General features: G+C 71.9%; 24 protein-coding genes. 12 read left to right on the top strand and 12 right to left on the bottom strand.

The features are described 5' to 3' along the window. Positions 1-21: 21 nt before the first annotated feature. Positions 22-858 carry an Fpg/Nei family DNA glycosylase gene (locus N801_RS08290; RefSeq protein ID WP_035936151.1) on the bottom strand — a complete coding sequence of 279 codons (837 nt, stop codon included), beginning with the start codon at positions 856-858 and terminating at the stop codon, positions 22-24. A gap of 93 nt (positions 859-951) precedes the next feature. Here N801_RS08290 and N801_RS08295 point away from each other — a divergent pair, with 93 nt between their 5' ends. Together N801_RS08295 and N801_RS08300 are read left to right on the top strand one after the other, a co-directional pair. Next, complete coding sequence (locus tag N801_RS08295; RefSeq protein WP_035936154.1) at positions 952-2,007, top strand: daunorubicin resistance protein DrrA family ABC transporter ATP-binding protein; 1,056 nt, start codon at positions 952-954, stop codon at positions 2,005-2,007. Next, the gene (locus N801_RS08300) at positions 2,007-2,762 is read left to right on the top strand and encodes an ABC transporter permease (protein ID WP_035936157.1); all 756 of its coding nucleotides are present in this window, start codon (positions 2,007-2,009) and stop codon (positions 2,760-2,762) included. Before N801_RS08295 ends, N801_RS08300 begins: the two co-directional genes overlap by 1 nt. Before the next feature lie 7 nt (positions 2,763-2,769). Here the strand turns inward: N801_RS08300 and ku are convergent, their stop codons facing one another. Both ku and N801_RS08310 read right to left on the bottom strand, forming a co-directional pair. After that, entirely contained in the window at positions 2,770-3,726 is a 957-nt protein-coding gene (ku, locus tag N801_RS08305; RefSeq protein ID WP_035936160.1) for a non-homologous end joining protein Ku, read from the bottom strand. 45 nt (positions 3,727-3,771) lie between these two features. Next, positions 3,772-4,122, bottom strand: a complete 351-nt coding sequence (locus tag N801_RS08310) for a hypothetical protein (RefSeq protein ID WP_156996625.1) — start codon at positions 4,120-4,122, stop codon at positions 3,772-3,774. A gap of 49 nt (positions 4,123-4,171) precedes the next feature. On the opposite strand from N801_RS08310, the gene ligD (N801_RS08315) reads away from it, so the two are divergent. Continuing rightward, the gene (ligD, locus tag N801_RS08315) at positions 4,172-5,113 is read left to right on the top strand and encodes a non-homologous end-joining DNA ligase (RefSeq protein WP_035936167.1); all 942 of its coding nucleotides are present in this window, start codon (positions 4,172-4,174) and stop codon (positions 5,111-5,113) included. Further along, entirely contained in the window at positions 5,106-5,987 is an 882-nt protein-coding gene (gene ligD, locus N801_RS08320) for a non-homologous end-joining DNA ligase (protein ID WP_035936170.1), read from the top strand. The genes ligD (N801_RS08315) and ligD (N801_RS08320) overlap by 8 nt, the downstream gene beginning before the upstream one ends. Before the next feature lie 22 nt (positions 5,988-6,009). Here ligD (N801_RS08320) and N801_RS08325 read toward each other — a convergent pair whose 3' ends face one another. The 7 genes from N801_RS08325 to N801_RS08355 all read right to left on the bottom strand — a co-directional run bounded on the left by N801_RS08325 (position 6,010) and on the right by N801_RS08355 (position 11,047). Beyond that, positions 6,010-6,561, bottom strand: coding sequence for a (2Fe-2S)-binding protein (locus N801_RS08325; RefSeq protein ID WP_035936173.1), 552 nt, complete (start codon positions 6,559-6,561; stop codon positions 6,010-6,012). Between the two features lie 107 nt (positions 6,562-6,668). Then, positions 6,669-7,007, bottom strand: coding sequence for a histone-like nucleoid-structuring protein Lsr2 (locus N801_RS08330; protein WP_035936176.1), 339 nt, complete (start codon positions 7,005-7,007; stop codon positions 6,669-6,671). 44 nt (positions 7,008-7,051) lie between these two features. Continuing rightward, positions 7,052-7,225 (bottom strand): lysyl-tRNA synthetase, encoded by a 174-nt coding sequence (locus N801_RS08335; protein WP_084108520.1) that lies wholly within the window; start codon positions 7,223-7,225, stop codon positions 7,052-7,054. Then, the gene (gene lysS / locus N801_RS08340) at positions 7,222-8,706 is read right to left on the bottom strand and encodes a lysine--tRNA ligase (protein ID WP_035936315.1); all 1,485 of its coding nucleotides are present in this window, start codon (positions 8,704-8,706) and stop codon (positions 7,222-7,224) included. Before lysS ends, N801_RS08335 begins: the two co-directional genes overlap by 4 nt. Positions 8,707-8,785: 79 nt before the next feature. After that, positions 8,786-9,298 carry an OsmC family protein gene (locus N801_RS08345; protein ID WP_035936180.1) on the bottom strand — a complete coding sequence of 171 codons (513 nt, stop codon included), beginning with the start codon at positions 9,296-9,298 and terminating at the stop codon, positions 8,786-8,788. A 407-nt stretch (positions 9,299-9,705) separates the two neighbouring features. Next, complete coding sequence (locus tag N801_RS08350) at positions 9,706-10,158, bottom strand: helix-turn-helix domain-containing protein (RefSeq protein WP_169744230.1); 453 nt, start codon at positions 10,156-10,158, stop codon at positions 9,706-9,708. A gap of 148 nt (positions 10,159-10,306) precedes the next feature. Continuing rightward, complete coding sequence (locus N801_RS08355) at positions 10,307-11,047, bottom strand: GntR family transcriptional regulator (protein WP_035936185.1); 741 nt, start codon at positions 11,045-11,047, stop codon at positions 10,307-10,309. Positions 11,048-11,137: 90 nt separating this feature from the next. Here N801_RS08355 and N801_RS08360 point away from each other — a divergent pair, with 90 nt between their 5' ends. From N801_RS08360 to N801_RS08395, 8 genes are read left to right on the top strand one after another with little or no spacing between them, the layout of a single operon-like run. After that, complete coding sequence (locus N801_RS08360; RefSeq protein WP_035936188.1) at positions 11,138-12,166, top strand: Gfo/Idh/MocA family protein; 1,029 nt, start codon at positions 11,138-11,140, stop codon at positions 12,164-12,166. Next, positions 12,163-13,110, top strand: a complete 948-nt coding sequence (locus tag N801_RS08365; RefSeq protein WP_052112770.1) for a TIM barrel protein — start codon at positions 12,163-12,165, stop codon at positions 13,108-13,110. Before N801_RS08360 ends, N801_RS08365 begins: the two co-directional genes overlap by 4 nt. Next, positions 13,103-14,086 (top strand): 5-dehydro-2-deoxygluconokinase, encoded by a 984-nt coding sequence (iolC, locus tag N801_RS08370; protein WP_035936190.1) that lies wholly within the window; start codon positions 13,103-13,105, stop codon positions 14,084-14,086. The genes N801_RS08365 and iolC overlap by 8 nt, the downstream gene beginning before the upstream one ends. Further along, entirely contained in the window at positions 14,086-14,964 is an 879-nt protein-coding gene (locus tag N801_RS08375) for a Cgl0159 family (beta/alpha)8-fold protein (RefSeq protein WP_035936193.1), read from the top strand. The genes iolC and N801_RS08375 overlap by 1 nt, the downstream gene beginning before the upstream one ends. Beyond that, positions 14,961-15,875 (top strand): 5-deoxy-glucuronate isomerase, encoded by a 915-nt coding sequence (iolB, locus tag N801_RS08380; RefSeq protein WP_035936196.1) that lies wholly within the window; start codon positions 14,961-14,963, stop codon positions 15,873-15,875. The genes N801_RS08375 and iolB overlap by 4 nt, the downstream gene beginning before the upstream one ends. Then, on the top strand, positions 15,868-17,811 hold the full coding sequence (gene iolD, locus N801_RS08385) for a 3D-(3,5/4)-trihydroxycyclohexane-1,2-dione acylhydrolase (decyclizing) (RefSeq protein ID WP_052112771.1): 1,944 nt from the start codon (positions 15,868-15,870) through the stop codon (positions 17,809-17,811). The genes iolB and iolD overlap by 8 nt, the downstream gene beginning before the upstream one ends. Next, positions 17,808-18,836, top strand: coding sequence for a Gfo/Idh/MocA family protein (locus N801_RS08390; protein ID WP_035936198.1), 1,029 nt, complete (start codon positions 17,808-17,810; stop codon positions 18,834-18,836). The genes iolD and N801_RS08390 overlap by 4 nt, the downstream gene beginning before the upstream one ends. A 28-nt stretch (positions 18,837-18,864) precedes the next feature. Then, the gene (locus N801_RS08395; protein WP_035936201.1) at positions 18,865-20,367 is read left to right on the top strand and encodes a CoA-acylating methylmalonate-semialdehyde dehydrogenase; all 1,503 of its coding nucleotides are present in this window, start codon (positions 18,865-18,867) and stop codon (positions 20,365-20,367) included. Positions 20,368-20,457: 90 nt separating this feature from the next. Here the strand turns inward: N801_RS08395 and N801_RS08400 are convergent, their stop codons facing one another. Together N801_RS08400 and N801_RS08405 are read right to left on the bottom strand one after the other, a co-directional pair. After that, a complete protein-coding gene (locus N801_RS08400) occupies positions 20,458-20,961 on the bottom strand; it encodes a DUF427 domain-containing protein (protein WP_035936203.1) in 504 nt (167 codons plus the stop codon). Further along, the gene (locus tag N801_RS08405) at positions 20,958-21,344 is read right to left on the bottom strand and encodes a hypothetical protein (RefSeq protein WP_035936206.1); all 387 of its coding nucleotides are present in this window, start codon (positions 21,342-21,344) and stop codon (positions 20,958-20,960) included. Before N801_RS08405 ends, N801_RS08400 begins: the two co-directional genes overlap by 4 nt. Positions 21,345-21,351 lie beyond the last annotated feature (7 nt).

Below are 21,351 nucleotides of genomic sequence, written 5' to 3' on the forward strand. Positions count from 1 at the left end.
GGGGGGGCCGGGGGGCGGGGGTCAGCCGCGACGTTGGCAGTTGCCGCACCAGAAGAGGTTGCGGCCGGCGACCACCTGCGTGCGGATCCTCGAGCCGCACACGTGGCAGGCCTCGCCCTGCCTCTTGTAGACGTAGGAGTCGCGCGAGGTGAGCCGCACCTCCTCGCCCGCCTCGAGCGCCCGCGCCACCTCGTCGACCTGCTCGTGGACGGTGACGATCTTGCTCGTGGCCACGCCGAGCGGGAGCAGGGCGACGAGGTCGGCCCAGATGGCCCGCCACGTCCTGCGCTGCAGCTTGTTGCCCGGGCGGAACGGGTGGACCCGGAGCCGGAAGAGGACCTCGGAGCGGTAGACGTTCCCGACGCCTGCCAGGACCGCCTGGTCCATGAGCAGCTCGGCGATGGGCTTGCTCGAGCGCTGGATCCGGGCCCACGCGAGGTCGGGGTCGGAGCGGGGGTCGGCCGGCCGCAGGGGGTCCGGGCCCAGGCGGGCGAGGACCTCGTCGACCTTCTCGGGGGTGACGACGTCGCACACCATCGGGCCGCGCAGGTCGGCCACGTGGTCGTCGGTCGCGAAGCGGCACCGGACCTGCCCGACGACCGGAAGCTCACCGGCATACGAGGTCGTGTCGATGGTGAAGGTGCCGATGAGGCCGAGGTGCACCCAGAGGACGCGGTCACCGGCGAACTCGACGAAGAGGTGCTTGCCCCAGGAGGTCGCCTCGACCACCTCGTGGCCGGACAGGAGCGCGGCCCCCCCGGCGAACTTGCCCTGCGGGCTGGAGACCTCCGGGCTGGTGCCGCGGAAGGCGGTGTCGAGGTCGCGGGCGAGGGCGAAGAGGGTGTGGCCTTCGGGCATGCGCCCATCATCGCCGCACCGGTGACCGTTGTCGGTGCGCGGTCCTAGTCTCGAAGGTGCTGTCAGACCAACTCGTCGAGGCGAGGAGCACCGATGATCCAGGCACGAGGACTCGTGCAGACCTTCCGGTCGCGCGAGGGTAGGAAGAAGACCGAGGTGCGGGCCGTCGACGGCGTCGACCTCGACGTCGCCGAGGGTGAGGTGGTCGGCTTCCTCGGCCCCAACGGCGCCGGCAAGACGACCACGTTGCGCATGCTCACCACCCTGCTGCGGCCCACGGAGGGCACGGCGACCGTCGCTGGGTTCGACGTGGTCACGCAGTCCGAGCAGGTCCGCCGGAGCATCGGCTACGTCTCGCAGACCGGGGGCGCCTTCAGCTCCGCCCGCGCCGGTGACGAGGTCGTCGACCACGGGATGCTCTACGGGATGCGCGGCGCGGACGCGACCCGGCGGGGCAAGGAGCTGTTCGAGCAGCTCGACCTCGACGGGCTCTGGACCCGGATGCCCAAGAACATGTCCGGGGGCCAGCGGCGCCGGCTCGACATCGCCATGGGCCTCATCCACGACCCGACGCTCGTCTTCCTCGACGAGCCCACGACCGGGCTCGACCCGCAGGCGCGCGCCAACCTCTGGGAGCACATCGCCGACCTGCGGCGCCGCCGGGGTGCGACGGTCTTCCTCACGACCCACTACCTCGACGAGGCCGACCACCTCAGCGACCGGATCGTCATCATCGACCACGGCCGGATCGTCGCCTCGGACAGCGCCGAGAACCTCAAGGCCAACATCTCCGGGGACCTCGTGGACCTCGAGCTGGCCAGCGCCGGCGACGTCACCAGCGCCGCCCGGCGGCTCGGGTCCATGGCGGAGCCGGGTCGCGGCGGCGCCGAGGCCGTCGAGGTCGACGGCTTCCACGTCCGCGCCCGCGTCGCGCAGGCCGGCCGGGCGGTTCCCGGGCTGCTCGCCGACCTGTCCCGCGCCGACATCACCCTCGAGTCGATCGAGGTGCACCGCCCGACGCTGGACGACGTCTTCCTCACCCTCACCGGGCGCTCGCTGCGGGACGCCCAGGAGACGACCACCGACGGCGCCGGCCCGGGCGAGCCGGCCCCACCCGCCACGCCCGCCCTCGTCCGACAGGAGCAGTGATGCAGTTCCTTCGCGAGTCCTTCATCGTCTTCCGCCGCCAGCTGCGGATGAACCTGCGCAACCCCGCGTGGGTCATCATCGGCATGCTGCAGCCGGTCATGTACCTCTTCCTCTTCGGACCCCTGCTCAAGCCGCTCATCGGCCAGCTCGGCGTCGAGAACGAGTACACCTTCTTCGTGCCCGGCATGCTCGTCCAGCTCGGCATCTTCGGCGCGTTCTTCGCCGGCTTCAGCCTCATCGGCGAGTGGCGGGAGGGCGTCATCGAGGCCGAACGGGTCACCCCCGCCAGCCGGACGGCCCTGCTCGTCGGGCGGCTGGTGCGTGACCTGCTCCAGCTGCTCGTCCAGGCCGGGATCCTCGTCGGCCTCGGCTACCTGCTGGGGATGACCGGCTCGGCCAGGGGCATCGTCTTCGGGGTCCTGCTCACGCTGCTCGTCGGTGGCGCGTGCGCGGCCGCGTCGAACGCCCTGGCCCTCACGACGAAGTCCGAGGACGTCATGGCGCCGGTCATCAACATGGTGATGATGCCGGTGCTCCTGCTCTCCGGCATCCTGCTGCCGATGACGCTGGGACCGCAGTGGCTCCAGAGCGTCTCGGACTGGATGCCGTTCAAGTGGGTGACCGACGGAGTGCGCACGTCCTTCTCCGGGGACTTCGCCCGTGACCCGATGCTCTACGGCACCGCGTGGGCGGCGGTGCTCTTCGTCCTGTCGCTGTGGTGGGGCACCGCGACGTTCCGTCGCGAGAACGCCTGACGGCGGGTCAGGAGGCCTTCTTCGTCGCCTTCTTCGCGGTCGTCTTCCTGGTCGCGGCCTTCGCGGTCTTCGCGGTCTTCGCGGTCTTCGCGGTCGCGGACTTCTTCGCGGCGGCCTTCTTGGTCGGCGCCTTCGCCGGCTCGGACGTAGCGGTCGACGAGGCCGACGGGGCCGACGGGGCCTCGCCCCGTGACGCCTTGGCCTTCTCGACCGACTTCGCCAGCGCAGCGAGCAGGTCGACGACCTCGCCGGACTCCTCGGCCCTGGCCGCCGGGGCCCGGACCTCGCCGCCCTCGACCTTGGCGCGGACGAGCTCCTGGAGTGCGATCGCGTAGTCGTCCTCGTAGTCGTCGGCCTCGAAGTCGCCCGCGAGCTGCTCGATGAGGAGCTTGGCCATCGCCATCTCCTTGTCGGTGGCCTCCCCGGCCTCCTCGACGTGGGCGAAGTCGGGTTGGCGGATCTCGTCTGGCCAGAGCATCGTCTGCATGACGATGACGCCGTCGCGCACCCGCAGGACGGCCATCGTCATCCGGGTGCGGATCGAGACGGTGACCACGGCCATCCGGCCCTCGGACTCGAGGGCCTCGCGCAGCAGGACGTAGGGCTTGGTCGCGGTCTTGTCGGGCTCGAGGTAGTAGCTCTTGTCGAGGAGCATGGGGTCGATCTGCTCCGTCGGCACGAACTTCTCGACGTTGATCTCCTTGGACGACTTGCTCGGCAGGTCCTTGAAGTCCTCGTCGGTGAGGATGACCATGTCGCCGTCCTCGGTCTCGTAGCCCTTGGCGATGTCGTCGTAGGCCACCTCCTCGCCGTCGATGCTGCACGTCCTCTTGTACTTGATGCGGCCGCCGTCCTCCCGGTGCACCTGACGGAACTGCACGTCATGGTTCTCCGTCGCCGAGTAGAGCCGTACGGGCACGTTGACCAGCCCGAACGACACCGCACCCTTCCAGATCGCACGCATGGATCCACTGTATGCCGCGTGCTCACGCCACAGGGGTGGTCCCGATCAGCCGAAGACGACAGCCAGGGACGAGACCAGGAGGTAGAGGGCCGGGGGTGCGAGCCAGAGCAGCAGCCCGAGGCAGGCCAGCGCCAGGGTCCAGCCGACCACCCCACGGGCACCGCGTGCGCGCGGGGACCACCGCAGGTGTGCCTCGCCGACGACCCAGACCAGCGCGACCGGAGCCAGGAGGATGGTCACAGCGGCGAGAGCGAACATCGCCCGGTCCGGGCGGTCGTCGCGCACCACTCCGCCCAGGACGGGCAGGCCGACGAACCACAGCGCGAGCACCGCCCCGGCGAGGAGCAGGGCCCACCGCAGGTTGCCCCGGTGCTCGGACCCCGGCGACGTCCCCATGAGGGTCATCCAACACCCGCGAGAGTGTGGGGTAGGTCAGGATGGCCGCATGCAGCCCATGCTCGCCTCCGTCGCGGACGGCATCCCCTCCGGGCCTGAGTGGGTGCACGAGGTGAAGTGGGACGGCATGCGCGTGCTTGCCGACGTGCGCGACGGGCGTCTCGTCCTGTCGAGCCGCACCGGGCGCGACGTCTCGGTGAGCTTCCCCGAGCTGCAGGGGCTCGCCGAGACCTACGACGACCTGCTCCTCGACGGGGAGGTCGTCGCCCTCGACGGGGGGCTGCCCTCCTTCGCAGCCCTCGCCGAGCGGATGCACGTCTCGTCGCCGCGCAGGGCGGCACGGCTCGCGTCGACCCGTCCGGTGACGTTCATGGCCTTCGACCTGCTGCGGCTGTTCGGCTCCGACCTCACCGGCCAGCCGTGGTCGTCCCGCCGCGAGCTCCTCGAACGCCTCGAGCTGGACAGCTCGGCGTGGCAGGTGCCACCCGTCTACGAGGACGGGGCGGAGCTCTACGAGGCCACGCGTGACCAGGGGCTCGAGGGCATCGTGAGCAAGCGGCGGTCGTCCCCGTATGCAGCGGGGCGCCGGTCCGCGGACTGGCGCAAGTCCCCGCACCGGGCCACCCTGTCGGTCGTCGTCGGGGGGTGGCGTCCCGAGACCGGGACGACGAACCGGATGGGCGCTGTGCTCGTCGGCACCCCTGACGGTCGAGGTGGATGGGCGTATGCCGGCCGCGTCGGAGCGGGGCTGGCGGGCACCGCCGGAGCCCGGCTCGGCGCGCTGCTCGCGTCGTCGCGGCGCGACCGCTCCCCGTTCTCCACCGACGTCCCCCGCGAGGACGCGGCCGGCGCGACCTGGGTCGAGCCCCGGGTCGTCGTCGAGGTGCAGTCGCTGGGACGCGGCTCGACCGGGAAGCTGCGCCAGCCGGCATACCTCGGGCTCCGCACCGACCTGACGCCCGACGACCTGCACGAGGTGAGCGATGGCTGAGAAGTACGTCCAGGAGATCACCCGCGTCGAGGTCGAGGGGCGCACGCTCAAGCTCTCGAGCCTGAGCAAGGTCATGTACCCGTCGACCGAGACGACCAAGGCCGAGGTGCTCAACTACTTCGCCACCGTCGGACCGATCCTGTTGCCGCACCTCGCCGCCCGCCCGGTGACGCGGGTGCGGTGGCCCCACGGCGTGGCTGACCAGAGCTTCTTCGAGAAGAACCTCCCGAGCGGGGCGCCGTCCTGGCTGCCGCGGGTCAGGGTCGACGACGTGACCTACCCGCTCGTCGCAGACCTCGCCGACCTCACCTACCTCGTCAACCTCAACTCGCTCGAGGTCCACGTGCCGCAGTGGACCGTCACCGAGGCCGGCGAGGTCGAGAACCCCAACCGGCTCGTCGTCGACCTCGACCCGGGCAGCCCGGCCGGCCTCAGGGAGTGCGCCCAGGTCGCGCTGCTCCTGCGCGACCGGCTCGACTCGCTCGGGCTCACCCTCCACCCGGTGACGTCGGGCAGCAAGGGCATGCAGCTGTACGCCTCGCTCGGCGGCGACCTCACGAGCGACCAGGTGCGCGACCTCGCGCAGCAGCTCGCCCAGGAGATGACGAAGAAGCACCCGGACCTCGTCCTGTGGAAGATGACCAAGTCGCTGCGGCCGGGCAAGATCTTCCTCGACTGGAGCCAGAACGTCGCCGCCAAGACGACGATCAGCCCCTACTCGCTGCGAGGTCGCGAGCTGCCCTGCGTCGCCGCCCCCCGGACGTGGGACGAGGTGGAGGCGGGCGCTGCGGGCAAGACCTTCGAGCAGGTGATGTTCGACGACATGCTCGAGCGGCTCGACACGCACGGCGACCTCATCGCCGACCTGCTCTGACCGAGGCCGCGGTGGGCGCAGCTCAGCCGGTCGTGAGGGCGCGCGGGCACCCGGCACACTCGTGGGCGCCGGGCAGCGCGTAGATGAAGCAGCACGACCGACGCTCCACCGCGGGGGCGGCCAGGCGCTCGACGGAGGCCCGCGCCTCGCGCAGCGCCATCTCCCACAGGTCCTCGACCATCCCGAAGCGCTGCTGGCTGGAGATCTTCACCGGCGACGGGTAGCCGTGCGCGATCGCCGTCGCCAGATCTCGGTATGCCGTCCGCGCACCCGCGATGCGCTCCTCCACCTCGGGCGCCGCCGCCTGCACGGAGAGGAAGCCCAGGCGTTGCGGGTAGAGGCCGGGCGCGAGGTCGCAGGAGATGCTCGCGTCCTCGAGGGTGCCGAGGTCGATCTGCCACGGACCGCTGAGGGCGGCGAATGCGGACACCTGCGCGGGAATGCTCAGGAGGTGCTGGAGGACGAATGCGGCGGCGACCTGCGGAGGTGACGGGACGGCATACAGGCGGCTGTGGGAAGCGGTGAGTGCGTCCTGCCACTGCTCGGCAAAGCCAAATGCGCTGGTCAGGGGCATGGAAAGGTGTTTTCCACCGACAAAGGACAGATATCCGTGGTGATGTGACATGAGCGAGGCGACGGCCCCCGGATCGGGAGCCGCCGCCTCGTGGAGACCCGGTGGGCTCAGTGGTTGGCCTTGTCGTAGGCCTCTTGCACGGCTGCCGGAATTCGCCCGCGCTCGCTCACGTCGTGACCGTTCTGACGGGCCCATTCGCGAACGGCGGAGACGTCCTTGCGCCGTGTCCCGCCACCACTGCCGCTGCTCGCGCGACCCGAGGCCTTGCGGCCGCCGGAGCGGCGGGCGTGCCCGACCCACGTGGCGAACTCGTCACGGAGCTTGGCGGCGTTGGCCGCGTTGAGGTCGATCTCGTACGTGACGCCGTCGAGGGCGAACGTCACCGTTTCGTCTGCATCGCTGTTGTCGATGTCATCGACGAGCAGCACCTGGACACGCTGTGCCATCTGACAATTCCCTTCACACGTCGAATATGACGAAAAGGAGACTATCAGTGCGAGTTGTCCTCCGAGGATTCGTTCTCGGATTCCCACTGGCTTTGTGCGATTCGTTCGCGCCGGTCACCCTCGAGGATGCTCTTCATGAGCAAATAGAAGAGGATGGCCACGACAATCGTGGGCAGGATGGCGGCCAGATATGGCCAAATCGAGTCCCACATGATCATGCCTCCGGCTTGAGGTGGGGAAAGAGAATGGTCTCGCGAATGTTCGCGCCCGTGAAGAGCATGACGAGCCGGTCGACGCCGAGGCCGAGGCCACCCATGGGCGGGGCGCCGTACTCGAGTGCGCGAAGGAAGTCCTCGTCGAGCTGCATCGCCTCCGGGTCGCCGCCGGCGGCCCGGGACGACTGCTCGGTGAGGACCCGGCGCTGGATGACGGGGTCGATGAGCTCGGAGAACCCGGTGCCTCGCTCGACGCCGCCGATGACGAGGTCCCACGCCTCGATGAGGCCCGGCTCGCTGCGGTGCGGACGCGCGAGTGGTTGGGCGCTCGCGGGGTAGTCGCAGAGGAAGGTCGGCTGGAGGAGCGTGGGCTCGACGAGCTCACCGAGGATCTCGAGGAAGACCTTGTCGCGCTCCCACGTGGGGTCGACCGAGACGTCGTGCTTCGCCGCGAGGGTTCGCAGCGTGTGGGCGTCGGTGTCGATGGTGACGCTCTCGCCGACCGCCTCGCTGACGGCCTCGTGCACGGGTAGCCAGCGCCAGTCGCCGTCAAGGTCGATCGTGCCCTGTGGGGTCTCGACCCGGCGGGAACCATGGACGTCCGCCGCCGCGAGGTAGAGGTCCTGGATGAGCCGGGCGATGGTGGTCTGGTCGCCCCACGCCTGGTAGGCCTCGAGCATCGTGAACTCGGGGGAGTGGGTGGCGTCGACCCCCTCGTTGCGGAAGATGCGTCCCATCTCGTAGACGCGGTCGATCCCCCCGACGACGGCCTTCTTGAGGTTGAGCTCGAGGGCGATGCGCAGCGTCATCTCCTGGTCGAACGCGTTGAGGTGGGTCCGGAAGGGCCGGGCCGCCGCGCCGCCGTGGATGAGCTGCAGGATCGGGGTCTCGACCTCGAGGTAGCCCTGGCGTTCGAGCTCCCGGCGCATGGCGCTGAGGATGCGCGCCTTGGTGCGGACCATGTCGCGCGCCTCCTGGCGCACGATGAGGTCGGCGTAGCGCTGGCGCACCCGGCTCTCCTCGGAGAGCTCCTTGTGCAGGACCGGCATCGGGCGCAGGGCCTTGCTCGCCATGCTCCAGCTGGTCGCCATGACGGACAGCTCGCCCCGGCGGCTGCTGATGACGCGGCCGGTGACGGCGACGTGGTCGCCGAGGTCGACGTCGGACTTCCAGGCCGCGAGGGAGTCCTCGCCCACCTCGGCGAGGCTGAGCATGACCTGGAGGCGGATGCCCTCGCCCTCCTGGAGGGTGGCGAAGGCGAGCTTGCCGGTGTTGCGGACGAAGACGACGCGGCCGGCCACGGAGACGACGTCGTCGGTCTCCTGCCCGGTCTCGAGGTGGCCCCACTGCTCGCGCACCTCGGCGAGGCCGTGGGTCCGCTCGACCCACACCGGGTATGCCGGTGTGCCGGCGTCCAGCAGGCGCTCGCGCTTCTCGCGTCGGATGCGCTGCTGCTCGGACAGCTCCGAGTCAGGGGCCGTCATCGTCGCGGTGGTGGTGTCGCCGGGGGTCTCGCTCACGTCCTCAAGGGTACGAGGGGCGGCTGGGTGCTCCGGACGCGCGTCATTCCGCCGAGCGGCGACGGATGCGGATGGTCGGGGGGTGCGCGAGGCTCTGCCCCACGACGCAGTAGCGCTCGGTGGCCACGGCGAGCTTCGCGAGCTCGTCGTCGGTGGCGTCGGTGGCGAGGCTGGCGGTGATCGTCAGGCCGAGGATGCCGACGGGAGCCCTGCGGTCGACGCCGAGCGTGCCCCGTGCGTCGAACTCCGCCTCCGCGGAGAGGTCGGCGGCGCTGACGGCCAACCCCATGGACGTCGCGACCGCGCGCATCGTCACGCCGGCGCAGGCGAGGACGGCCTCGAGCAGCATGTCCGCGGAGCAGGCGTCGTCACCGTCGCCGCCGGTCGCCTCGTGCAGGCCGGCGCGGGTGCGACCGGACCACGTGTCGACGCTCGTCGTCACGCCGGAGCCGCGCCAGTCGGCGCGCGCTCCGACCGGGGTGAGGGCGGACTCGGGGTCGCTGCGGTACTGCTCCTTGAGCGGCGCCTGGCGGGCGCGGAGTTCGGTGGCGTCCATGGGGTCGAGTGTCCTCCTCGGGGGTCGGGGCGTTCGGCTGGGGTGACGCGGGTGGGGAGGCGGCACGGGGCCGCACGGGCTTGGGGACCCACGATCCTTCCCCGTTCCCCCTGTGCACTGCTGCGCCGGGCCGCAGCAGTGCACAGTCCCGGGCGGAGGGTCTGCACCGCTGCGCCTGGCGGCAGCAGTGCACAGTCTGGGGCGGGGGAGGGTGTGCGGTGCTGCGCTGGGCGGCAGCAGTGCACTGTGTGGGCGGGGAGGATGTGCATTGCTGCGGTTGGGGGGCAGCAGTGCACAGCGCCGGCAGGGAAGGTGTGCGGCGCAGCCGCAGCCGCAGCCGCAGCCGCAGCCGCAGCCGTGACCGCCACCCCGACCGCGACCGCGACCGCCACCGCGACCGCCCCGCCTCAGGAGGGCTCGGGGGTCTCCGGACCCTCGTCCCCTCCCCGACCTTCCCGGGCGTCCCCGTCGTGTGCTCGTCGCATCTCCGCCAGCCCTTCGACCACCGTCTGGCGCCGGAAGGAGGTCAGGGAGGCGTTCGGGGACGGCTCACCGCGGTGCCGGGTCCAGTTCCAGGTCGACCCGGCGTTCTCGGCGCACAGCTCGAGGTGGGCCGGGAACCGCCGGTCCCCCCGGTCGAGGACGTGCTCCGCCGGCTCGTCCCACGCGGCCCAGCGGTCAGGCTCGAGGTCCCGAAGCACCATCTCGAACCCGAGCATCCTCGCCACCGAGACGACCTCGTCGAAGCCGTCGGGCACCCGCCCGCTCTCCCACCGCCCCACTTTCGCCCGGTCCCAGCAGAGAGCGTCGGCCAGCGCCCGCTGGCTCAGCCCCAGCCGTCGCCGGCCGAGCCGCATCATGGCTCCGACGGCCTCACCGTCCATTCCCGTCCCGCCTGGCCCGTACCGATCCACCCGGCCAGCCCATCCGACCGCGGGCCGGGGCGCCAGCAGCAGTCGTGGCGCTGTGGACGGGGCCCGACTGCGCTCGGACCTGTGGACGCCCGGGTCAGCGCTCGTCGACCATGAGGTCGATGGTGTAGTCCTCGGCCCGGTAGCTGTGGTCGCCGTACTCGACGGCGGTCCCGGCGCCGTCGAAGGCCATCCGGGTCATCGCCAGCACCGGCTGGGTCCCGCGGATCCGCAGGTGCTTGCGCTCGGCGGGCGTCGGCATCCGGGCCGAGATCGACTGGTGCGCGACGACGGCGTGGACGCCCCGGGTGCGCAGCGCGGCGTACAGGCCGGTCGACTCCAGCTCCTCGCGCGTGATGTCCCCGTATGCCGGCGGCAGCCAGTTCCGCATGACCGCCAGCGGCGCGTCACCGGCCAGCCGCAGCCGGACGATCGCCAGCAGCGGCGTCTGCGGGTCGAGGTCCAGGGCCGCCGCAGCGGCGTCGTCGGTGACGATCTCGTGCTCGAGCAGCACTGTCCGCGGCGCCCGCCCCTCGCGGGCGAGGTCGTCGTAGAGGCTGCTCAGCGCCACCCGACGGTGCACCTTGCGGTTCGCGACGGTCGTCCCCAACCCGCGGCGCCGCACGAGCAGGCCCTTGTCGACCATCTCCTGGATCGCCCTGCGCACGGTCGGCCGGGAGAGCGAGAGCCGCCCCGCGAGCGCGACCTCGTTCTCGAACGGGTCGCCCGGTTGCAGGCGGCCGTCGCTGATCGCCGCGCACAGCTGCTCGGACAGCTGGTGGTAGAGCGGGACCGGAGAGCTCCGGTCGATGCTCACGTCCACCTCTCGCGCTGCCATGACCGGCAGAGTAGCGATACCGACGTCCAAATGGCCAAATGTCCTAACAAAGGTTGACACGAGGCCAGCCCACGCGGAACAGTTCTCGTCATGAGGATCGGACTGGCCGGCGTGGGCCGCATCGGAGCGTTCCATGCGAGCACCCTCGCGGGCCTGGACGCGGTCGACGAGCTCGTCGTGGCCGACCTCGATGCCGCCCTCGCCGAGAAGGTCGCCGCCGACCAGGGGTTGTCCTTCGCCCCGGACATCGAGACCCTCCTCGCCTCGGGCATCGACGCGTTCGTCATCGCGACGGCCACCCCCGGCCACGCCCCGCTGCTCCGCCGGGCGCTCGCGGCCGGCATACCGACGTTCTGCGAGAAGCCGGTAGCCGCGACGCTCGACGAGACCATCGCCCTCACCGAGCTCGCGGAGTCGGGCGACACCGCCGTCCACATCGGCTTCCAGCGACGCTTCGACGTCGGCTACCGCCGGGCCCGGGACGCCGTCGCGTCCGGTGAGCTCGGCACCGTCCACGCCATCCGCGCCCAGACCCACGACCAGGCGCCCCCGCACGCCGCCTACATCCCGACGAGCGGCGGCATCTTCCGCGACTGCTCGGTCCACGACTTCGACATCGTCCGGTTCGTCACCGGCCGCGAGGTCGCGACCGTGTACGCCACGGGCGAGAACAAGGGCGCCGACTTCTTCTCCGCCGCCGGGGACGTCGACACCGCCGCCGCGATCCTCACCCTCGACGACGGCACCCTCGTCACGGCCACCGCCACCCGCTACAGCGGCGGCGGCCACGACGTGCGGATGGAGGTCATGGGATCGGACGGTGCCATCGCCGTGGGGCTCGACCACTCCCTCGCGCTGCGCTCGGCCGAGCAGGGCGTCGACTTCCCGACCGGGCCCGCCCACGCCAGCTTCATGGAGCGCTTCCTCCCGGCCTACCGGGCCGAGCTGACCGCCTTCCTCGACGTGGCGGCTGGGCTCACCGCGAGCCCCTGCACCGTCCGCGACGCCCTCCAGGCCTTCCGCACCGCCGAGGCCTGCGAGCACTCCCGTGCGCAGCGCCGCCCCGTGTCCATGTCCGAGATCCCCGACGCCCCCTCGACCGCGAAGGCCATCGCATGACGACCCCGTCGACCCCGTCCGCCCCCACCACGACCGTGCGTCCGCCGATCGCCGAACGGATCGCCGGTGCCCCCATCTCCTGGGGTGTCTGCGAGGTCCCGGGCTGGGGCCACCAGCTCGACGTCGACACCGTCCTCGGCCAGATGCGCGAGGTCGGCATCGTCGCGACCGAGTTCGGTCCCGACGGCTTCCTCCCCGACGAGCCGGTCGAGAAGGCAGACGCGCTCGCGGCCGCGCACCTCAGGGCCGTCGGCCAGTTCGTCCCCGTCGTCCTCCACGACCCCGACCACGACCCGGTGCCCGAGGTCGAGTCGGCGATCGAGGCCCTCACCGTCGCCGGCGCGACGACGGTCGTCGTCGCCGCGGCCACGGGCGTCGAGGGCTACGACGCCCGGCCGGTGCTCAGCGACAGCGAGTGGGACACCCTCCTGCAGAACCTCGACCTCGTCACCGCGACGGCCGAGGCGCACGGGCTCACCGCGACCCTCCACCCCCACGTCGGCACCATCGTCGAGTCCGGCGAGGAGACCGAGCGCGTGCTCGCCGGGTCACGCATCGGGCTCTGCCTCGACACCGGCCACCTGCTCATCGGCGGAGGCGACCCGGTCGCCGTCGCCCGCAACCACCCGGAGCGGATCGGCCACGTCCACCTCAAGGACGTCCGCCTCGACGTCGCCGAGCGGGTCCGCTCCGGCGAGCTGACCTACACCGAGGGGGTCACCGCGGGGATGTACGTCCCGCTCGGGGAGGGCGACGTCGACGTCGCGGCGATCGTCGAGTCGCTCGAGGACAACGGGTATGCCGGGTGGTACGTCCTCGAGCAGGACACGATCCTCGCCGGGTCGCCCGCACAGACGGGTGTCGACCCCGCGGCCGACGTGCGCACCTCCATCGCCCACATCACCGAGGTCGCGGAGCGGCTGGAGGGGCGCCACCATGGGTGAGCGCGCGTCCGACGCCCTGCGTGGGCCGGCCTACGACCTCGTCGCCGTCGGCAGGACCGGGGTCGACATCTACCCGCTGCAGCACGGGGTGGGCCTCGAGGAGGTCAGGACCTTCGAGAAGTTCCTTGGCGGCAGCGCCACCAACGTCGCCGTCGCCGCGGCCCGGCACGGGCGTCGCGTCAGCCTCGTCACCCGGGTCGGGCGGGACGCCTTCGGCCGCTACGTCCGGCTCGAGGCCGAGCGCCTCGGCGTCGACCCGGTCCACATCACCGCGATCACGCAGGACCCGGGACCGCCCACCCCGGTGACGTTCTGCGAGGTGTTCCCGCCGGACAACTTCCCGCTCTACTTCTACCGCTACCCCGCGGCCCCCGACCTGCTCATCGAGGCCTCCGAGATGCCGCTCGACGACATCCGGGAGGCACGCATCCACTGGTCGACCGTGACCGGCCTGTCCCAGGAGCCCTCCCGCTCGGCGCACTTCGCGGCCTGGGAGGCCCGGGCACGTCGGGAGCACACCGTCCTCGACCTCGACTACCGGCCGATGTTCTGGGCGGACCCCGCCGAGGCGCGCGAGCAGGTCGGCAAGGCGCTCGAGCACGTGACCGTCGCCGTCGGCAACCGCGAGGAGTGCGAGGTCGCCGTCGGCGAGACCGACCCGCACCGCGCCGCGGACGCCCTGCTGGAGCGCGGGCTCGACCTCGCCGTCGTCAAGCAGGGTCCCAAGGGCGTGCTCGCCGCGACCCGGGACGAGCGTGTCGAGGTGGCACCGTTCCCGGTCGACGTCGTCAACGGTCTCGGCGCGGGCGACGCCTTCGGTGGGGCCCTCGTCCACGGGCTGCTCTCCGGCTGGGACCTGCGCCGCCTCGTCGAGTTCGCGAACGTCGCCGGCGCCATCGTCGCCGGCCGGCTCGAGTGCTCGACGGCCATGCCCACGACCGACGAGGTCGAGACCGCCCTCAAGGGGAGGAGCTGATGGACCTCGCCGAGATCTCGCGCATCCGCACCACCGAGCCGGGTCGCATCGCCAAGGCGTGGGCCGAGCGCCGGCGTCGCGCGCTCGTGGCCGACGACGGACGCATGCTCCTCGTCGCCGCCGACCACCCCGCCCGCGGCGCCCTCGGGGTGCGCGGCGACGCCGGTGCCATGGCGAGCCGCAGCGAGCTGCTCGACCGGCTCGTCACGGCCCTGGCCCGGCCCGGCGTCGACGGCGTCCTCGGCACCGCCGACATCCTCGACGACCTGCTCCTCCTGGGGGCGCTCGACGACAAGGTGGCCATCGGCTCGATGAACCGAGGCGGTCTCCAGGGCGCCGTGTTCGAGCTCGACGACCGCTTCACCGGGTGGACCGCCGACGAGCTCGCGGCCCGCGGCCTCGACGGCGGGAAGATGCTCACCCGCATCTGCCTCGGCGACCCCGGCACCGCCGCGACCCTCGAGGCGAGCGCCCGCGCCGTCACCGACCTCGCGGCCCACGAGATCATGGCGATGGTCGAGCCGTTCATGTCCGTCGTCGAGGACGGCCGCGTGCGCAACCTCCTCGACCCCGACTCGACGATCCTGTCGATCGCGATCGCGAGCGGGCTCGGGGCCAGCAGCGCGCACACCTGGCTCAAGCTCCCCGTGGTGGACGACCTGGCCCGGGTCATGGATGCGACGACGCTGCCGACCCTGCTCCTCGGCGGGGACCCGCAGGGCGACCCGCACGACACGTATGCCGCGTGGTCCGACGCGCTCACCCTCCCCTCCGTGACCGGGCTCGTCGTCGGCCGGGCCCTGCTCTACCCGCCCGACGGCGACGTCGCCGCCGCGGTCGACATCGCCTCCGGGCTCGTCCACGGGGGTGCGCGGTGAGCCGGGGCGACGACAACGCCCGCTGGCACCACGCCTTCGGCGCGGCAGCGGACGGTGACTTCACCGTGTCGGTCACCGACGCCGTCGACGGCTGGCAGCACACGTCCCTGCGGGTCGCCGAGCTCCCGTCCGGCGGCTCCATCACGCACGCCACTGCCGACGAGGAGCTCGTGGTCGTGCCCCTGGCCGGGTCGGTGACGATCGAGATCTCCGGTTCCGAGCCGATCCGGCTCGAGGGCCGGGTGAGCGTCTTCGAGGGACCGAGCGACACGGCATACGTCCCCCGTGGTCGCACGATGACGCTGCGCGACAACGGAGCCGGCTCGCGCGTGGCTCTGTGTGGTGCCCGCGGGACGACCGACCGGGAGCCCAGGCGGATCGCCGCCGAGGACGCCCAGCCGGAGCTGCGAGGTGCCGGGATCGCGAGCCGTGAGGTGCGGGCGTTCGGCCTGCCTCCAACCCTGCACGCGGATGCCATTCTGGTGTGCGAGGTCATCACCCCGGCCGGCAACTGGAGCTCGTGGCCGCCGCACAAGCACGACGAGGACCGGCCCGGGGTGGAGTCCGAGCTCGAGGAGATCTACTACTTCGAGGTCCGCTCGACCGACCCGCGCGGTACGGACCCGGTGGGCTACCAGCGCGTCTACGGCACCGACGAGCGCCCGATCGACGTGCTCGCCGAGGTCCGCACCGGCGACGTCGTCCTCGTCCCGCACGGCTGGCACGGCCCGGCGATGGCCGCCCCCGACGCCGACCTCTACTACCTCAACGTCATGGCCGGGCCCGGGGCCGAACGGGCCTGGCTCATCCGCGACGACCCGGCCCACGCCTGGGTGCGCGAGGGTTGGGCCGACGACGCGGTGGACCCCAGACTCCCCTTCACCCACGACGGAGGTGCCGACGATGAGTGAGACCGTGCGGCTCACGGTGGCCCAGGCCACGATCCGCTTCCTCGGCCAGCAGTGGTCCGAGCGCGACGGCGAGCGGCAACGCCTCTTCGCCGGCTGCCTCGGCATCTTCGGGCACGGGAACGTCGCCGGCATCGGCCAGGCGCTCCTCCAGGAGGAGCTGGCCGCCAGCGAGTCCGGCCGGGTTGCCGACCTGCCCTACGTCCTCGCGCGCAACGAGCAGGCGATGGTGCACACCGCCGTCGGCTACGCCAAGCAGAAGGACCGGCTCCAGACGTGGGTGTGCACCGCCTCGGTCGGACCCGGCTCCACCAACATGCTCACCGGCGCGGCCCTCGCGACGATCAACCGGATCCCCGTCCTGCTCCTGCCCTCGGGCACCTTCGCGACGCGCGTCTCGGCCCCGGTGCTCCAGGAGCTCGAGGCACCGTATGCCGGTGACGTCACCGTCAACGACGCCTTCCGTCCGCTGTCCCGCTTCTTCGACGAGGTCGTGCGGCCCGAGCAGCTCCCGTCGGCGCTGCTCTCGGCGATGCGCGTCCTCACCGACCCGGCCGAGACGGGTGCGGTGACGCTGTCGCTGCCGCAGGACGTCCAGGCGGAGGCCTTCGACTGGCCGGTCGAGCTCTTCGACGCGCGGGTCTGGCACGTGGCCCGCCCCGTGCCCGAGGCGTCGCGCATCGCCGCCGCCGCCGAGGTCATCCGCTCGGCCCGCCGACCGCTCGTCGTGGCCGGTGGTGGCGTGCACTACTCGGGAGCCGAGGACGCCCTGGCGGCATTCGCCGAGGCGACCGGCGTCCCGGTGGTCGAGACGCAGGCCGGCAAGGGATCGTTGCTGCACGGCCACGACCGGCTGCTCGGGGCGATCGGCTCCACCGGCACCACCGCCGCCAACGCCGTCGCCGCCGAGGCCGACGTCGTCATCGGCATCGGGACGCGCTGGGGGGACTTCACCACCGCCTCGCGGACGGCGTTCGCCCACGACGGGGTGCGCTTCGTCAACATCAACGTCGCCGGGTTCGACGCCGGGAAGCAGTCCGGTGTCGGGGTGGTCGCGGACGCCCGGGAGGCACTGACCGCCCTCACCGGGGCGCTGGCCGGATGGTCGGTCCCGCAGGACTACCGCGATCACCAGGCCACGCTCTGGGGTGAGTGGGACGCGCAGGTCGACACGGCATACGACCCGCCGTCCTCGGTCACCGACCGGCTCGCCGACGGGCTGCTCACCCAGGCGAGCGTCATCGGCGCGGTCAACGACCTGAGCGACCCGCGCGACGTCGTCCTCTGCGCGGCCGGCTCCATGCCCGGCGACCTGCACAAGCTGTGGCGCGTGCGCGACCGGAAGGGCTACCACGTCGAGTACGGCTACTCCTGCATGGGCTACGAGGTGCCGGCCTCGATCGGGATCCGGCTCGCCGACCCGACACGCGACGTCTTCGCCATGGTCGGAGACGGCGGCTGGCTCATGATGCCGACCGAGCTCGTCACCGCGGTGCAGGAGCGCGTCAAGGTCATCGTCGTCCTCGTGCAGAACCACGGCTTCCACTCGATCGGCTCGCTCTCCGAGGGCCTCGGGTCGCAGCGGTTCGGCACGGCGTACCGGATGCGAGACGCCGCGTCCCACCGGCTCGAGGGTGACGTGCTGCCCGTCGACCTCGCCGCCAACGCGCGCAGCCTCGGTGCCCACGTCATCGAGGTCCACTCCCGGGACGAGCTCGCCGAGGCCATCGCCGCGGCCAAGGCGTGGCCCTCCGACGGCGGTCCGGTCGTCATCCACGTCGAGACCGATCCGCGCGTCTTCGCCCCGGACAGTGCGAGCTGGTGGGACGTGCCGGTCGCGCAGGAGAGCACCCTCTCCTCGACCCAGTCGGCTCACGCCGGTTACGTCGAGCACAAGCGAGACCAGCGCAGCCACGTGACCCCGGGGGAGCAGCCATGACCGACGACCTCCGCATCGGCGTCATCGGCGTCGGCATCATGGGCGCCGACCACGCCGAACGGCTGGCCCGTCGCACCGCGCGTGCCCGGCTCGTCGCCGTCGCCGACCCCGACGAGGTCCGGGCCAAGGAGCTCGCCACCCGCTGGGACGGCGTGCGCTCGGGCGCCGACGCGCTGGAGCTCATCGCCGCGGACGACGTCGACGCGGTCGTCATCGCCTCACCGGGCTTCGTCCACGAGGAACAGGTCCTCGCCTGTCTCGCGGCGGGGAAGCCGGTGCTCTGCGAGAAGCCCCTGACCATGGACTCGGAGTCCTCGCTGCGGCTCGTCCGTGCCGAGCGGGAGGTCGGCCGCCGACTCGTGCAGGTGGGTTTCATGCGGCGCTTCGACCCGGAGTACGCCCAGGTGCGGTCGGTCCTCGCCGGCGGCTCGCTCGGCCGGACGCTGCTGCTGCACAACGTGCACCGCAACGCCTCGGTCCCCAGCACCGACTTCCGCTCGGAGATGATCGTGCGCGACAGCCTCGTCCACGAGGTCGACGTCGCGCGCTTCCTCTTCGGTGAGGAGGTCGTCGCGATCCAGGTGATGTCGCCCGCCCCCACGTCCCACGCGGCCGAGGGGGTCGTCGACCCGCAGGTCGCGATCTTCACGATGGCCGGTGGCGGACTCGTCACCAACGAGGTGTTCGTCAACAGCCAGGTCCGCTACGAGGTCAGGTGCGAGGCGGTCGCCGAGCGCGGCTCGCTCGTCATCGGCCGTCCGTCCACCGGGCTCTACTCCACCTCCGTCGCGGTCGGGGGTGGACGGTGGGGCGGCAGCGTCCCGGCGGACTACCGCACGAGGTTCGCGACGGCATACGACATCGAGGTGCAGGCCTGGGTCGACTCGGCACTGGGCGGCGAGGCCGTCGGCGCGTCCACCTGGGACGGGTACGCCGCCACCGCCGTGTCCACCGCCGGCATGGCCTCGCTCGCCTCCGGTGAGCGCGTCGATGTCCACCTCGTCAGTCCAGATACGTTGTCCTAGAGTCACTTCCAGCACGAAGGAGCCTGCCGTGAGCACGCCCACCCGCATCACCCACCTGTTCGGTGGCCAGTCCTGGGACGGCACCGCCGCCCGCACCAGCCCGGTATTCAACCCCGCGACGGGTCAGCAGAGCGCCGACCTCGACCTCGCCTCCGCCGAGCTCGTCGGCGAGGCTGTCGCCGTCGCCAAGGAGGCCTGGGCCTCGGGCTGGGGGAGCTCCTCGCTCGCCAAGCGCACCCAGGTGCTCTTCCGCTTCCGCGAGCTGCTCAACGAGCGCAAGGAGGACATCGCCGCGCTCATCACCGCCGAGCACGGCAAGGTCCTCTCCGACGCCCTCGGTGAGGTGACCCGTGGCCTCGAGGTCGCCGAGTTCGCCTGCGGCATCCCCCACCTGCTCAAGGGCGGCTTCACCGAGAACGCGTCGACCAAGGTCGACGTCTACTCGATCCGCCAGTCGATCGGCGTCGTCGCGGTGATCTCGCCGTTCAACTTCCCGGCCATGGTGCCGCTGTGGTTCGTCCCCGTGGCGATCGCCTGCGGCAACGCGGTCATCCTCAAGCCGAGCGAGAAGGACCCCTCCGCCGCGGTCGCCGTCGCCGAGCTGTGGCGCGAGGCCGGGCTGCCCGACGGCGTGATGAACGTCGTCCACGGCGACAAGGAGGCCGTCGACGCGCTGCTCACCCACCCCGACGTCAAGGCCGTGTCGTTCGTCGGGTCCACGCCGATCGCCCGCTACGTCTACGAGACCGGCACGGCCCACGGCAAGCGCGTCCAGGCCCTGGGTGGCGCGAAGAACCACATGCTCGTGCTCCCCGACGCCGACCTCGACCTCGCCGCGGACGCCGCCGTCAACGCCGGCTTCGGCTCGGCGGGCGAGCGCTGCATGGCGATCTCCGCCCTGCTGGCGGTCGAGCCGATCGCCGACGAGCTCATCGAGAAGATCAAGGACCGGGTGGGCAAGCTCGTCACCGGCGACGGGACGCGGGGCACCGACATGGGGCCGCTCGTCACCTCGCAGCACCGCGACAAGGTGACGTCCTACCTCGACGCGGGTGTCGAGGCGGGCGCGGAGCTCGTCGTCGACGGGCGCGAGGCGGACTTCGACGCCGACGGTGACGGCTACTTCCTCGCGCCGACGCTCTTCGACAAGGTCTCACCCGAGATGTCGATCTACCGGGACGAGATCTTCGGTCCGGTGCTGTCGGTGCTGCGGGTCCAGTCCTACGACGAGGGCCTCGCGCTCATCAACGCCAACCCCTACGGCAACGGCACGGCCATCTTCACCAACGACGGTGGTGCCGCGCGCCGCTTCCAGCACGAGGTCGAGGTGGGCATGGTCGGGATCAACGTGCCGATCCCCGTGCCGGTGTCGTACTACTCGTTCGGAGGCTGGAAGAACTCGCTCTTCGGCGACAGCCACGCCCACGGCATGGAGGGCGTGCACTTCTTCACCCGCGGCAAGGTCGTCACCTCGCGCTGGCTCGACCCCAGCCACGGCGGGATCGAGCTGGGGTTCCCGCAGAACACCTGACCGGGCGGCCCGCGCCGGCTGGCGCGGACGGCATACGGCGGGTGCGGACCCCCAACCTTCGCCCATGGGGAGCACAGGCTGGGGGCTCGGTCACCAGCCTCGGGTGCCGGGTCCGCCCTTGAACGGGCCGACGACGCGGCTCGTGACCCACCCGCCGTAGAAGCCGCCCTCCTGGGCGAGCACGACCTCACCGTCGACCGTGCACTCGTCCACCTCGCCGGGCATGACCGCGACGTGGTCGACGAGCGCCTCGAAGCCGGGTGTCGGGCGTGGGTACGTCCAGCCCGCGCGAGCCGCGGTGACGGGACCGGCGACGACGTCGAAGTAGGCCGCGACGCCCTTGAACTCGCACCAGCTCGACCCGGCGACCGGCCGCAGGGCTCCGGCGGCGAAGTCCGCGACCGGCACGTAGTAGGTCGGCGGGTGGCTCGTCTCGAGGACGCGCAGGGCCCGGGTCGAGCGGGCGACGACCTCGCCGCCCAGCCGGACCTCGACGGTCTCCCCGGTCGCCTCGACGCGAGGCGGTCGGGGGTAGTCCCAGACCGACTCCTGACCGGGGCCGGGCACGTCGGGGACGGGCCGCAGGGAGCTCATGGGGCGTCGGTGGCCGCGACGAGGGCGTCACGCAGGGCCGCGTCGAACGCCTCGACCGAGCCATCGAGGGCCGCGAGGTCGGCTCGGTCCAGCAGCACGTGGTGCCCGCCGATCGGCGTGGCTGCGAGCACGACGGGAAGCCCGACGTCCGACCACGCGGTGCGTTCGGCAGCGGTCACCTCGTTGCGGTGCACGAGGCGCACCGGGACGGGCAGCCGCGAGACCATGGCGTCCCACCGGGACTTGCGACGCACCAGCGAGTGGGTGACGTCGCACAATGCGCACTCGACGCGGCCGAGCAGGTGACCGACGACGTAGGACACCTCGCCGCGCACGCCGCCGTCCGCGTCATAGACGCCGAGGACCTCGACGATGTCAGCCATGCGGGCA

Source organism: Knoellia aerolata DSM 18566, from assembly GCF_000768695.1.
Classification (GTDB): Bacteria; Actinomycetota; Actinomycetes; order Actinomycetales; family Dermatophilaceae; genus Knoellia; species Knoellia aerolata.